Consider the following 13,028-nt stretch of genomic DNA (forward strand, 5'->3'; position numbering starts at 1 on the left):
GCATGAGCGAGCCCACCACCACATCGCAGCCTGACGAGCAGGGAACCGCCGACCGCGGGTCCAACCGTTCACACCGCCCCGCCTCCACCGCGTTCAAGAACTTCGTGATGTCGCAGTGGGCCCCGCGTGCCGAGCTGGGCCTGACGGCATCGGCAGCCGCGCCGCACACGGTCTCGCGGCGAGCCGCTCTCTCCGAGCGTCTGCCCGGCGTGCGCCTCGTGATCCCGGCGGGCTCGCTCAAGACCCGCTCCAACGACACCGACTACCGGTTCCGGCCGCACTCGGCGTTCGCGCACCTCACCGGGCTGGGCACCGACCGCGAGCCGGACGCCGTCCTGGTGCTGCACCCGGTCGAGTCCGGCTCCGGCGACGCAGGCGCGAACCACCACGCAGTGCTGTACGTGCGCCCCCTCGCACCGCGCGACAACGAAGAGTTCTACGCCGACGCCCGCTACGGCGAGTTCTGGGTCGGTGCCCGCCCGTCGCTGGCCGACGTCGAGGCGCTCACCGGCATCGAGGCCCGCCACATCGACGAGCTGGGCGACGCCCTGGCGAAGGACGTGGGCGACGGCGGCGTGCACCTCCTCGTGGTGACCGGCGCGGACGACGCCGTCGAGTCGCTCGTCGAGGAGCTGCGCCTGGAGGCCGGCGAGGACGAGAACGCGCTGACCGACGAGAAGCTCGTCGAGGTGACCTCCGAGCTGCGCCTGGTCAAGGACGAGTACGAGATCGAGCAGATGCGCGAGGCGGTGGCGCGCACCATCGAGGGCTTCGAGGCCGTCATCCGAGCACTGCCCGCAGCGAAGGAGCACCGCCGCGGCGAGCGCGTCGTGGAGACCACCTTCGACGGGCACGCGCGCCTCGAGGGCAACGCGGTCGGCTACGAGACCATCGCGGCCTCGGGTGAGCACGCCACCACCCTGCACTGGATCCGGAACGACGGCGAGATCCACCCCGGCGACGTCCTGCTGCTCGACGGCGGCGTCGAGGTCGACTCGCTCTACACCGCCGACGTGACGCGCTCCCTGCCCGTCGACGGTGAGTACAGCGACGTGCAGCGCAAGATCTATCAGGCGGTGCTCGACGCTGCCGACGCGGCGTTCGCCGTCTCCAGGCCCGGTGCCAAGTTCCGCGACGTCCACGCGGCCGCCATGGAGGTCATCGCGGCCCGTCTCGAGGAGTGGGGCTTCCTGCCCGACGGCGTCACCGCCGCCGACGCCCTGGCGGACGACGGTCAGCAGCACCGCCGCTGGATGGTGCACGGCACCTCCCACCACCTGGGCCTCGACGTCCACGACTGCGCCCAGGCCCGGCGCGAGCTCTACCTCGACGGCGTCCTGGAGCCGGGCATGGTGTTCACCATCGAGCCCGGCCTCTACTTCAAGGCCGACGACCTCGCCGTGCCCGAGGAGTTCCGCGGCATCGGCGTGCGCATCGAGGACGACGTGCTGATCACCGCGGACGGCAACGAGAACCTCTCGGCGGCGCTGCCCCGTCGCGCGGAGGACATCGAGGCCTGGATGGCGTCGCTGCGCTGATCCCCTGGCGGCACGGCAGTGACTTCGGTCGGATGGGATGAGCTCGGTCGGTTGACCGACCGAGCTCATCCCATCCGACCGAAGTCACGCCCGCTCAGGCAGTGGTGCTACTTCTGGTCGTCGCTCGGCGGGGCGTAGGGGTTCGTGAAGCGGGTGCGCGACGTGGGCGAGTCGTCGTCCGGGCTGTTCGTCCCGTCCGGGCGCTGCTTGTCCGGGGCCTGCGCTGCCTGGTCGGGCGGGGTCGGTGACCCCGTCTGCGCGTCGGCCGGAGCTTCCGGAGCCCGCGCATCCGACGGCGGCTCGGCCGGCGCCGCTCCGGCGCCACCCGCTCCCGGCCGCATCGCGCCGTAGCGGGGCTCACCCGTCGGCGTGACCCAGCGCGGGTCGGTCGGGCGAGTCGGCGGCGCGGCGGGCTGCGCGGGATCGGCGCCAGGTGCCTGCGCACCAGGCGCCGGGGCGGCAGGTGCCTGCGGCGGGAAGGGAGCCGGCACCCCCACGGTGGCGTTGCCGCGCGACTTGCCCAGCCCGCTCGGCGAGCGCATCAGGAGCGCCCGTGCGTCGCCCGCGTGGTCGTGGCCACAGAGGATCGCGTAGGTGGCTGCCACGATCTGCGAGGAGGACGTGAAGTCCCGCCGCCCGCGCGTGAAGGCGTAGGACAGCACAGAGAACAGCAGGCCGAAGCCGGCACCGAGCGCGATACCGGCGAACATCACCTGGAAGCCGGCCTCGCCGGCGAACAGCGTGATCAGCAGTCCCACGAAGAAACCGAACCATGCGCCGGAGAGAGCGCCAGCGAGCGCCACCCGGCCGTACGTGAGGCGCCCCGTGACGCGCTCGACCATGCGCAGGTCGGTGCCCACGATGGTGACGTTCTCGACGGGGAACTTGTTGTCGGAGAGGTAGTCGACTGCTTTCTGCGCCTCCAGATAGGTGGAGTACGCGGCGACCTCGTCGCCTGCCGGCAGGGTCGGGACCTTCGGGACAGCACCCGGGCGAGACATGCTCATACCCCATAGTCTCCCCTACCTTGTCGCTGGTGGCGAGGAGCGTGCGACAGAGCAGGGTCGTAGGCTGACCAGCGTGAGCGCCAGCACCCGGGTTTTCGTCGCACGCCTGGCAGGCACGGTGGTCTTCGACCCGATCGGCGACCAGGTGGGCCGGGTTCGTGATGTCGTCGTGCTGGTCCGGGCCAAGGGCGCGCCGCGGGCGGTGGGTCTGGTGGTCGAGGTCCCGGGCCGTCGCCGTGTCTTTCTCCCGCTGACCCGGGTGACCAGCATCGACTCGGGCCAGGTGATCAGCACGGGCCTCGTGAACCTGCGGCGGTTCGAGCAGCGGGCCATGGAGTCGGTGGTGCTGGGCGAGCTGCTGGACCGCCGCGTGCAGCTCAAGGACGGCTCGGGCGAGGTCACCATCGAGGACGTCTCGATCGCGCAGCAGCGCACCGGCGACTGGCTGGTGGACCAGCTGTTCGTGCGGCGCCGGTCCGCGCGGGGATCGACCCGGTTCCGCCGGGGCTCCACGCTGACCATCCCGGTCGACGCCGTGCAGGACCTCACCCGTCGGTCGGTCGAGCAGGGTGCCGCTCGTCTGCTGGAGGCGTACGAGGACATGCGGGCGGCCGACCTCGCGGACGTGATCCAGGAGCTCGGGACGGCGCGTCGGCTGGAGATCGCCGGCGCGCTGAACGACGAGCGGCTCGCCGACGTGCTGGAGGAGCTCCCGGAGGACGCTCAGGTGGCGATCCTGTCCGGCCTGGACCGGGAGCGTGCGGCGGACGTGCTGGACGCCATGGAGCCCGACGACGCCGCCGACCTCCTGAACGAGCTGCCCGACGAGCAGGCGACCCAGCTCCTGAATCTCATGGAGCCGGAGGAGGCGGCCGACGTCCGGCGCCTGCTGGAGTACGCCGAGGACACGGCGGGCGGCCTCATGACCACGGAGCCGGTGATCCTCGGTGCGGACGACACCATCGCCACCGCGCTGGCCCAGATCCGGCGAGCCGAGCTGCCCCCGGCGCTGGCGTCCATGGTGTTCGTGGTGCGGCCCCCGCAGGAGACGCCGACCGGCCGGTTCCTCGGCGTCGCGCACTTCCAGCGGCTGCTGCGCGAACCGCCGCACGCCGCGGTCGCGTCGGTGCTGGACGCGGAGACCGAGTGGCTGACCCATGACGCGTCGGTGGGTCAGGTGACGCGCCTGCTCGCCGCCTACGACCTGCTCGCGCTGCCGGTGCTCGACGCCCAGCGCCGGCTGCTTGGCGTGGTCACGGTCGACGACGTGCTGGACCACATCCTCCCGGACGACTGGCGGGCGAGCGACGACGAGCACCTCGAGTCGATCGCCGCCCAGTCCGCCCCCGCGAACCGACGGCAGTCGAACCGACGGGAGGCGACCCGTGGCTGACCGCCTGGACACCCCGCTCGCGCAACGGCGCAGCCTGGTACCCCGGTTCCGGATGGAGCAGGACGCCGTCGGGAAGGCCACCGAGGGCATCGCGCGGTTCCTGGGTACTCCACGCTTCCTGATCTACCTCACGGTGTTCTGCATCATCTGGCTCGCGTGGAACGCGTGGGGCCCGGAGAACCTGCGGTTCGACAGCGCTGCCAACGGGTTCACCGCGCTCACCCTGATGCTGTCGCTGCAGGCCAGCTACGCGGCCCCGCTGATCCTGCTGGCGCAGAACCGGCAGGACGACCGCGACCGCGTCACGGCCGAGCAGGACCGACGGCGGGGCGAGCGCAATCTCGCGGACACGGAGTACCTGGCCCGCGAGATGGCGGCGCTCCGGATCGCCCTGTCGGAGGTCGCCACCCGCGACTTCGTGCGGTCGGAGATCCGCAACCTCCTGGAGGAGCTGGACGAGAAGGACCGCGGTCAGGGCTCCACGTCGTCGTGGACCACCACGCGCGACAGTTCGTAGGCCCCGCCCGGCAGCTTCCAGTAGTGCAGCCTGCGCGCCGACGGCGTGTTGACCTGGAGCGACACCCGCCAGCACGCGGCGCCGTCGTCGCGCTGGCGGACCGGGTCGTCACCACCGGAGCCCGTCCGCAGGCGGTGCACCTGCAGGCCGTTCATCTCGGGCGCGTGCCCGGTAAGCACCATGACGAGCGTCCAGACCACGCGGTCCCGGCTGACTCCCTCGACGTCGGCGAGGGAGGCGAGGAACCGTGGCCCGACCGTGTACTCCGCCAGGGGGCGACCGGACTTCTCGGCGGCCGGGATCGCGCGGGCCCACTCGGCCAGGACCTCGAACCGGAGCTGTTCCTCGTCGTCGAGGAAGTAGCGGTCCTCGGGCTCCTCGCCTCCGGCGTCACCGAGCCGACGGCGCAGGCGTGCGGCCTCCTGGCGTGCCTTGCGCAGGGCCGTCGCCTGCTGCTCGGCACGCCGCTCGCTGCGTTCGAGCCGTTCCGTGAGCTCGCCGACGCGCCCCAGGAGGCGGTCGACCTCCAGCTCGACCTGGTGTCGCTTGACCTTGTCGTCCAGCAGCTCCTTCGCGAGCACCGACACCTGGGCCTTCGCCGCGTCGAGGGAGAGGCTGAGGTCGCGTGCCGCCTTGCCTGCCGGTTCCGCAGGGGACTCGGACGCCGCGGGCGAGGGCAGGGCCTCGTGCCCACCCGCGTGCCACGCGGCCACGTCACCAGGCGTCGGGGCCCGCTGGCCGCCCGGAGGCGTCAGGACGGGCCCGGTGTCGGGGCCCGGGGCGGGGCGCTCGGCGCGCGCCCGGTCGGTGCCGGGCTCTGCGGGGCGCACCCCGAACAGGTCGGCGGGCGTGGGCGGGGTGTCGTCGGTGCGGGTCCCGACGGGCTCAGCCACGGGGAGCCGCGGCTCGACGGGCTCGACCAGCGAGGGGCGGGTCCCGACGTGCTCGGCCGGCGGCAGCGGCGGCTCGAGCCACGGCGGCCCACCGTCCAGCAGAGCGATGGCCGGGACCGGCTGGTCCTCGGACTCGTCGACGTCGTCCAGCCGCAGCGCCAGGCCGTCGAGCGGCGCCGGCACCCTGCGGGCCGCGACCACCTCGCCCGCGGTGAAGAGGTCGCTCAGCAGGTCCAGGTCGTTGCCCGTGATCTCCGCACGGCGCACCCGCACGAGGACGCCCGGAGCCAGGGCGATGCGCACGGCGTCGTGCTCGACCGCCTCGACCCGGCCGAGCACGACCTGGCCCACGCGGTAGGCGGCGTTCACCGCCCGGCGCAGCGCGTCGACGTCGGGCACCATGCGGCGGACGTCGAGGAGGCGACGCGCCGGGTCGAGCACGCCGGTGACCCGCATGCCCGGTGCGAGCAACCGCGCCAGCGCGACGTCGGCGAAGACGAGCTCCTCCGCGATCGTGGCCTGGCCGCCGTCCTCGGTGCTGATCAGGGCACGCGTGCCGAGCACCCCCAGCACCTTCCCGCCGGTGGGCGCCACGTCCGGCGCGGACCGCACGGAGCCGACGATCCCCGCACGGACCGCGAACCGCATGACGTCGCTGACCAGGCGGTCGCGCACGCGCACGTCCTCGTCCGCGGAGTAGGCGAAGTGCAGCGGCGACCGGCGGGGGTGGTGCACCCACTCCAGGTCCGTGCCGTAGACGCGGGACGCACCACCGTAGACCTGGGTGTCCGGCGGCATGCCCGACGAGAACGCCCACGACACGTCACCCGTCGGGATCACGACCACCTCGGCGAGCCCTGCGACGTCGTCGAGCACCCGCTGAGGGTCGACGAACGGGACGTCGTGCCCGGCGGGCGTCGAGATGACCACCACCGGGCTGCTGCGGCCCGGCCGCTGCAGAGCGGCGGCGAGCTCGCGGGCCTGGTCCTCGGAGGCGACACGCCGAACTCGCGTGGGAACGCGTGGCTCGGTCATGGGGCCTCCTCACCCTTGGTGGTGACGCAGCGTACCGTTTTCAACGTACCTTCATTGCAAAGTCATGGAAGACCACCCGGATTCCGGTACCCCTGGACCTCGCCCATAAGATCGATCCATGACCCCAGTCGACTCCCCCACACTCGAGGCTCGGGTGCGTGACGCACTGACCGGTGTGCTCGACCCAGAGATCCGGCGACCCATCACCGACCTTGGCATGGTTCGGTCGGTGGACGTGTCGACAAGCGGGCACGTCGCCGTCGGCATCGACCTGACCGTTGCAGGCTGTCCCATGAAGTCGACGCTGATCAAGGACGTGACGGCCGCCGCGACGGCCGTCGAGGGCGTGGCGGCCGTCGATGTCGAGCTGGGCGTCATGACGCCGGAGCAGCGTTCCTCCCTGCGGTCGATGCTGCGCGGCGGCGCGGGCGACCCCGTCATCCCGTTCTCGCAGCCGGGTTCGATGACCAAGGTGTACGCCGTGGCCTCCGGCAAGGGCGGTGTGGGCAAGTCGTCGGTCACGGCGAACCTCGCGGTGGCGCTGGCGGCGGACGGCCTGTCGGTCGGAGTGATCGACGCCGACATCTACGGCTTCTCGATCCCCCGCATGCTGGGCGTGGACCGGCAGCCCACGCGGGTGGACAACATGCTGCTGCCGCCCATCGCGCACGGCGTCAAGGTGGTCTCGATCGGCATGTTCGTACCGGCCGGGCAGCCCGTCGTCTGGCGCGGACCCATGCTGCACCGCGCGCTGGAGCAGTTCCTGGCCGACGTGTTCTGGGGCGACCTGGACGTGCTCCTCCTCGACCTGCCGCCCGGTACCGGCGACATCGCCATCTCCGTGGCACAGCTGCTGCCGAGCTCCGAGATCCTGGTCGTCACGACGCCGCAGGCCGCGGCCGCCGAGGTCGCGGAGCGCGCGGGCGCCGTCGCGACCCAGACACAGCAGGGTGTGGTGGGCGTGATCGAGAACATGTCGTGGCTGGAGCAGCCCGACGGCACCCGCGTCGAGATCTTCGGGGCGGGCGGTGGCGCGAAGGTCTCGGCCCGGCTCACCGAGCTCGTGGGCAAGGACGTGCCGCTGCTCGGCCAGATCCCGCTCGACGTCGCCGTCCGTGAGGGCGGGGACGACGGCACGCCGGTCGTCCTGACCGCACCGGACTCACCGGGCGCGCGGGTGCTGGCCGACGTCGCCCGCGGGCTCTCGAAGCGCCGTCGCGGCCTGGCGGGCCGCAGCCTGGGGCTCGCACCGGTCTGACACCGCGGGCTGGGCGGAGCAGCGCGCGACCAGGTGGCGGCGGGCGTAATCTCGGCTTCAGGCGGGGCAGCTCCGGTGCGCCCCGGGTCGGCAGCAGGTGAATATTCATGTAGTTGTACGGTGGGCAGCGCCCAGACCATCGACGAAGGTAGACATGAGCACCCCGGCGAAGACCGAGAACCCGACCGCAGCAGCCGACAGCGCGCCCGAACCGCGACGGCACAGCGGCATCAATCCAACGGTGTTCTTCGGCTCGGCGACGCTGATCCTCGTGGTCGGCCTGGTCGCGATCATCTGGCCGGCGCGCACCGAGAAGTACATCGGCGTCGTCGTCGCCTGGATCTCCGACTGGTTCGGTGCCTACTACTTCATCGCCGCCGCCGCGTTCCTGGTGTTCGTCATCGGCGTCGCTCTGTCCCGGGCCGGCCGTATCAAGCTCGGCCCTGAGCAGTCCAAGCCCCAGTTCGGGCTCTTCACCTGGTCCGCGATGCTGTTCGCCGCCGGCATCGGCACCGACCTGATGTTCTACTCGGTGGCCGAGCCGGCGTCGCAGTACCTTGCGCCACCCGTCGGCGACGGCGGCACGGTCGAGGCCGCCCGGATGGCCATCGTCTGGACGCTGTTCCACTACGGCATCATCGGCTGGGGCATGTACGCCCTGATGGGCATGGCCATCGCCTACTTCGCCTACCGGCGCAACATGCCACTGAGCATCCGCTCGGTGCTGCACCCCCTGTTCGGCGACCGCGTCTGGGGCAAGCTGGGCGACGCGGTCGACATCGCCGCGGTGATCGGCACCATCTTCGGCCTCGCCACCACGCTCGGGATCGGCGTCGAGATGCTCAACCGCGGGCTCGCCAACCTGTTCGGGGTGCCGATCGGCGTCGGCGCCCAGGTCGCGCTGCTCGCGCTCGCCGTGGTGATGGCGACGCTGTCGGTGGTCTCCGGCGTGCAGCGTGGTGTGCGGCGGCTGTCCGAGCTCAACGTCGTGCTCGCCCTGCTGCTGGTGCTGTTCCTCGTCGTCACCGGCAAGACGACGTTCCTGTTCAACGCGCTGGTGATGAACGTCGGCGACTACGTGTCCCGGCTGCCCGGCATGACGCTGAACACCTACGCGTTCGACGCGCCGACCGACTGGATGAACGCGTGGACGCTGTTCTTCTGGGCCTGGTGGGTGGCCTGGGCGCCGTTCGTCGGCCTGTTCCTCGCGCGCATCTCGCGGGGCCGGACCATCCGCCAGTTCGTGGTGGGGACGCTCACCATCCCGTTCGTGTTCGTGCTGCTGTGGGTGTCCGTCTTCGGCAACAGCGCGCTGGACTACATGCGGAACGGCGGTGCCGAGGGCGCCGCGTTCGGCGACGCCGCGATGAACGACCCGGCGTCGGGCATCTACGCCCTGCTCGAGCAGTTCCCTGCCGCGCCGGCGACCATCGGTCTGGCCATCTTCATCGGCCTGCTCTTCTACGTGACGTCGGCCGACTCCGGCGCGCTCGTCCTGTCCAACCTGACCTCCAAGCTGCACCGGGCGGGCGACGACGGACCGATCTGGCTGCGCGTCTTCTGGGCGGCGGCCACGGGCCTGCTCACCATGGGCATGCTGCTCGCTGGCGGCATCTCGACGCTGCAGTCCGGCACGATCATCATGGGCCTGCCGTTCTCGCTCGTGATGTTCGGCGTGATGTTCGCGCTCTACAAGGTGCTGCGCACCGAGGGAAAGAAGTTCGACACCTTGCGCACGGCCCTGCCCTCGAGCCTGTCCGGCCGGATCGGGCACGGAACGGCCGGAACCCCCGGCTGGCGGCAGCGCCTCACGCGGCTCGTCAGCTTCCCGGACCGGCGGCACGCCCTGCGGTTCATCGACAGGACGGTCCGCCCCGCGCTGACCGAGGTCTCCGCAGCGCTGGAGGAGCAGGGCATCTCGACCTCCTGCACCGAGGCCCCCGTTGGCGACAGCGGGCTGCCCGCCATCACGCTCACCGCCGAGCACGGCGACGAGGACCAGTTCACGTACACGCTGTGGCCGCAGGCGCACCCCACGCCGACGTTCCGCATGAACACCTCGGACCAGGACGACACGTACTTCCGCGTCGAGGTGCTCCTCGCCGAGGGCACGCAGGGCTACGACGTGACCGACTACGCCAAGGAGCAGCTCATCGCCGACGTCCTTGACCAGTACGAGCGGCACCTGCTCTTCCTGCACGCGAGCAGCTCGCCGACGCACGACACCGAACAGATCGAAGGCTGACCACCGCACGCCCGCAGATCCCGTACGCCCCGACCCGGAGCACCACCATGAGCACACCGACCACCCTGTACATCGACGGCACCTGGACGGCAGCGGCCGCCGGCGGCACCCGTGAGATCCGCTGCCCGGCGGACGGCTCGCTCGTCGCGGAGGTGTCCGAGGCGACCGCCGCCGACGCCGAGCGGGCGATCGCCGCGGCGCGGCGCGCGTTCGACACCGGCCCGTGGCGCTCCACCACCGCGCCCGAGCGCGGTGAGCTGCTGCACCGTGTGGCGGAGCTGCTCACCGAGCGGGCGGAGGACTTCGCGCTCGCCGAGTCCCGCGACACGGGCAAGCGCCTCGTCGAGAGCCGCATCGACATCGACGACTGCATCGCCTGCTTCCGCTGGTACGCCAAGGTGGCGGGCGTCGACGCCGGCCGCATCGTCGACGCGGGCAGCGCGGACGTGCTCAGCCGCGTCGTGCACGAGCCCGTGGGGGTCTGCGGCCTCATCTCCCCCTGGAACTACCCGCTCCTGCAGGCCGTGTGGAAGGTGGCACCCTGCCTCGCGGCGGGCAACACGTTCGTGCTCAAGCCGAGCGAGCTCACACCCCACACCGCGGTCCTCCTGATGGAGGTGCTGTCCGACGCCGGGGTGCCCGCCGGCGTCGCCAACCTGGTGCTCGGCGCCGGGCCCGAGGCGGGCGCACCGCTCTCGTCGCACGCCGACGTCGACATGGTGTCGTTCACCGGCGGCCTCGCCACGGGCCGGATCATCGCGGCGAGCGCAGCGGCAACGGTCAAGAAGGTCGCGCTGGAGCTGGGCGGCAAGAACCCGAACGTCATCTTCGCGGACGCCGACTTCGACGCCGCCGTGGACAACGCGCTCAACGGGGCGTTCGTCCACTCGGGGCAGGTGTGCTCCGCAGGGGCGCGGCTGGTCGTCGAGGAGTCCGTCCACGACCGCTTCGTCGACGAGCTGGTGCGCCGTGCCCGGGAGATCCGGCTGGGCGGCCCGTGGGACGAGTCCGCCGAGACCGGTCCGCTGATCTCGGCCGCGCACCGGGACAAGGTCACGGCGTACGTGGCGCAGGCGGTCGCGGAGGGCGCCGTCGTGCGGTGCGGCGGCGAGTGGGGCACCGGCGAGCTGGAGCAGGGCTTCTACTACCTGCCCACGGTGCTCGACGGCGTCCGGCGCGGCAGCTCGGCGGTCATCGACGAGGCGTTCGGTCCCGTCGTCACCGTCGAGACGTTCAGCAGCGAGGACGAGGCCGTCGAGATCGCCAACGACACGTTCTACGGCCTGGCCGGTGCCGTGTGGTCGCAGGACGCGGGCAAGGCGCAGCGGGTGGCGAACCGGCTGCGGCACGGCACGATCTGGATCAACGACTACCACCCCTACCTGCCGCAGGCGGAGTGGGGCGGCTACGGGCAGTCCGGGTTCGGGCGGGAGCTCGGGCTGGCCGGCCTGGCCGAGTACCAGGAGTCCAAGCACATCTACCAGAACCTGCGCCCGGCCGTGACCGGGTGGTTCGGAGGCACCGATGACTGAGCTGCCCGCGAAGCGGCCGACCAAGCAGGCGGACACGCGGACGAGCGAGGCCACGTTCGACTACGTGGTGATCGGCGGCGGCTCCGCCGGCGCCGCCGTCGCGGCCCGGCTCAGCGAGGACCCTGAGGTCTCGGTCGTCCTGCTGGAGGCGGGCCCGTCCGACGTCGGCGACGACGCGATCCTGCGGCTCGACCGCTGGATGGGGCTGCTGGAGTCGGGCTACGACTGGGACTACCAGATCGAGCCGCAGACAGCAGGCAACTCGTTCATGCGGCAGGCGCGTGCCAAGGTCCTCGGCGGCTGCTCCTCGCACAACTCCTGCATCGCGTTCTGGGCGCCCGCGGAGGACCTGGACCAGTGGGAGGCGATGGGCGCCGCCGGCTGGCGCGCACAGGAGTCCCGCCCGTACTACACGAAGCTCGAGAACAACGACCAGGCCGGCGCGCACCACGGCCATGACGGCCCGGTGCGGATCCGGCAGGTCCCGCCGACCGACCCGTGCGGCGTGGCGGTGCTGGACGCCTGCGAGCAGGCGGGCATCCCTCGCGTGCAGTTCAACGACGGCTCCACCGTCGTGACCGGCGCGAGCTTCTTCCAGATCAACGCGCGGGAGGACGGCGTCCGCTCGTCGTCGTCGGTGAGCTACCTGCACCCGATCCTCGACCGGCCGAACCTGACGATCCTCACGGAGCATCGCGCCAAGCGGCTGATCTTCGAGGGCACCCGCTGCACCGGTGTCGAGGTGCTCGGCCCGGACCTGATCCACCACCGGACGTTCACCGCTCGGCAGGAGGTGATCCTGTCCGCCGGCGCCATCGACTCGCCCAAGCTGCTCATGCTCTCCGGCATCGGCCCGGCGGAGCACCTCGCGGAGGTGGGGGTCGACGTCCTGGTCGACTCGCCCGGCGTCGGCTCGCACATGCAGGACCATCCCGAAGGGGTGATCCAGTGGGAGGCGAAGCAGCCCATGGTCACCTCCTCCACGCAGTGGTGGGAGATCGGCATCTTCGCGGCCACAGAGCCGGGCCTGGACCGGCCGGACCTGATGATGCACTACGGCTCGGTGCCGTTCGACATGCACACGGCGCGGCAGGGTTACCCGACCACGGAGAACGGGTTCTGCCTCACCCCGAACGTGACGCACGCCCGTTCGCGTGGCACGGTCCGGCTGCGCTCCCTGGACTTCCGGGACAAGCCGATGGTGGACCCCCGCTACTTCACGGACCCGCACGACATGACGGTCATGGTCGAGGGCATCAAGCTCGCGCGGAAGATCGTGGCCCAGCCCGCGATGACCGAGTGGGCGGGCCCCGAGCTGTACCCGGGGCCGGACGTGCAGACCGACGAGGAGATCGCGGACTACATCTCCCGCACCCACAACACGGTCTACCACCCGACCGGTTCGGTGCGGATGGGTGCGCCGGACGACGACAGCTCCCCCCTCGACCCTCGGCTGCGGGTCAAGGGCGTCACGGGGCTGCGCGTCGCTGACGCGTCGGTGATGCCGGAGATCACGTCGGTCAACCCGAACATCACGGTGATGATGATCGGCGAGCGGTGCGCGGACTTCCTGAAGGAGGAGCGGACGGTGCTGGTCGGGTGACGGTGCC

The 13,028-nt window shown here is 71.6% G+C and carries 9 protein-coding genes; 7 read left to right on the top strand and 2 right to left on the bottom strand.

All coding sequences use genetic code 11. The features are described from left to right. Positions 1 to 2 precede the first annotated feature (2 nt). A complete protein-coding gene (locus tag APR04_RS06840) occupies positions 3 to 1,538 on the top strand; it encodes an aminopeptidase P family protein (protein WP_253868770.1) in 1,536 nt (511 codons plus the stop codon). A gap of 107 nt (positions 1,539 to 1,645) precedes the next feature. Here the strand turns inward: APR04_RS06840 and APR04_RS06845 are convergent, their stop codons facing one another. Next, positions 1,646 to 2,545 carry a YflT domain-containing protein gene (locus APR04_RS06845; protein ID WP_253868772.1) on the bottom strand — a complete coding sequence of 300 codons (900 nt, stop codon included), beginning with the start codon at positions 2,543 to 2,545 and terminating at the stop codon, positions 1,646 to 1,648. A 73-nt stretch (positions 2,546 to 2,618) separates the two neighbouring features. Between APR04_RS06845 and APR04_RS06850 the strand changes: the two genes are divergently transcribed. Beyond that, the gene (locus tag APR04_RS06850; RefSeq protein WP_253868774.1) at positions 2,619 to 3,938 is read left to right on the top strand and encodes a magnesium transporter MgtE N-terminal domain-containing protein; all 1,320 of its coding nucleotides are present in this window, start codon (positions 2,619 to 2,621) and stop codon (positions 3,936 to 3,938) included. Next, complete coding sequence (locus APR04_RS06855) at positions 3,931 to 4,455, top strand: DUF1003 domain-containing protein (RefSeq protein ID WP_253868776.1); 525 nt, start codon at positions 3,931 to 3,933, stop codon at positions 4,453 to 4,455. Before APR04_RS06850 ends, APR04_RS06855 begins: the two co-directional genes overlap by 8 nt. On the opposite strand, the gene APR04_RS06860 is transcribed toward APR04_RS06855, so the two are convergent. Then, positions 4,410 to 6,383, bottom strand: a complete 1,974-nt coding sequence (locus APR04_RS06860; RefSeq protein WP_253868778.1) for a hypothetical protein — start codon at positions 6,381 to 6,383, stop codon at positions 4,410 to 4,412. The two genes, APR04_RS06855 and APR04_RS06860, sit on opposite strands and share 46 nt — an antisense overlap. A 118-nt stretch (positions 6,384 to 6,501) precedes the next feature. Here APR04_RS06860 and APR04_RS06865 point away from each other — a divergent pair, with 118 nt between their 5' ends. The 4 genes from APR04_RS06865 (at position 6,502) to APR04_RS06880 (ending at position 13,021) form a co-directional block, all read left to right on the top strand. After that, positions 6,502 to 7,641: an Mrp/NBP35 family ATP-binding protein gene (locus tag APR04_RS06865; protein ID WP_253868780.1), complete on the top strand. Its 1,140-nt coding sequence runs from the start codon at positions 6,502 to 6,504 to the stop codon at positions 7,639 to 7,641. Between the two features lie 154 nt (positions 7,642 to 7,795). Further along, positions 7,796 to 9,886, top strand: a complete 2,091-nt coding sequence (betT, locus tag APR04_RS06870) for a choline BCCT transporter BetT (protein WP_253868781.1) — start codon at positions 7,796 to 7,798, stop codon at positions 9,884 to 9,886. A gap of 47 nt (positions 9,887 to 9,933) precedes the next feature. Next, positions 9,934 to 11,418, top strand: a complete 1,485-nt coding sequence (locus APR04_RS06875; protein ID WP_253868783.1) for an aldehyde dehydrogenase family protein — start codon at positions 9,934 to 9,936, stop codon at positions 11,416 to 11,418. Next, positions 11,411 to 13,021: a GMC family oxidoreductase gene (locus APR04_RS06880; RefSeq protein WP_253868784.1), complete on the top strand. Its 1,611-nt coding sequence runs from the start codon at positions 11,411 to 11,413 to the stop codon at positions 13,019 to 13,021. The genes APR04_RS06875 and APR04_RS06880 overlap by 8 nt, the downstream gene beginning before the upstream one ends. The last annotated feature ends 7 nt before the right edge of the window (positions 13,022 to 13,028 follow it).

Origin of the sequence: Promicromonospora umidemergens, from assembly GCF_024171995.1 — a bacterium.
GTDB lineage: Bacteria > Actinomycetota > Actinomycetes > Actinomycetales > Cellulomonadaceae > Promicromonospora > Promicromonospora umidemergens.

Coding starts and splice junctions, on each gene's coding strand:
- APR04_RS06840 (WP_253868770.1), top strand. CDS start 3: ATGAGCGAGCCCACCACCACATCGCAGCCTGACGAGCAGGGAACCGCC.
- APR04_RS06845 (WP_253868772.1), bottom strand. CDS start 2,545: ATGAGCATGTCTCGCCCGGGTGCTGTCCCGAAGGTCCCGACCCTGCCG.
- APR04_RS06860 (WP_253868778.1), bottom strand. CDS start 6,383: ATGACCGAGCCACGCGTTCCCACGCGAGTTCGGCGTGTCGCCTCCGAG.
- APR04_RS06865 (WP_253868780.1), top strand. CDS start 6,502: ATGACCCCAGTCGACTCCCCCACACTCGAGGCTCGGGTGCGTGACGCA.
- betT (WP_253868781.1), top strand. CDS start 7,796: ATGAGCACCCCGGCGAAGACCGAGAACCCGACCGCAGCAGCCGACAGC.
- APR04_RS06875 (WP_253868783.1), top strand. CDS start 9,934: ATGAGCACACCGACCACCCTGTACATCGACGGCACCTGGACGGCAGCG.
- APR04_RS06880 (WP_253868784.1), top strand. CDS start 11,411: ATGACTGAGCTGCCCGCGAAGCGGCCGACCAAGCAGGCGGACACGCGG.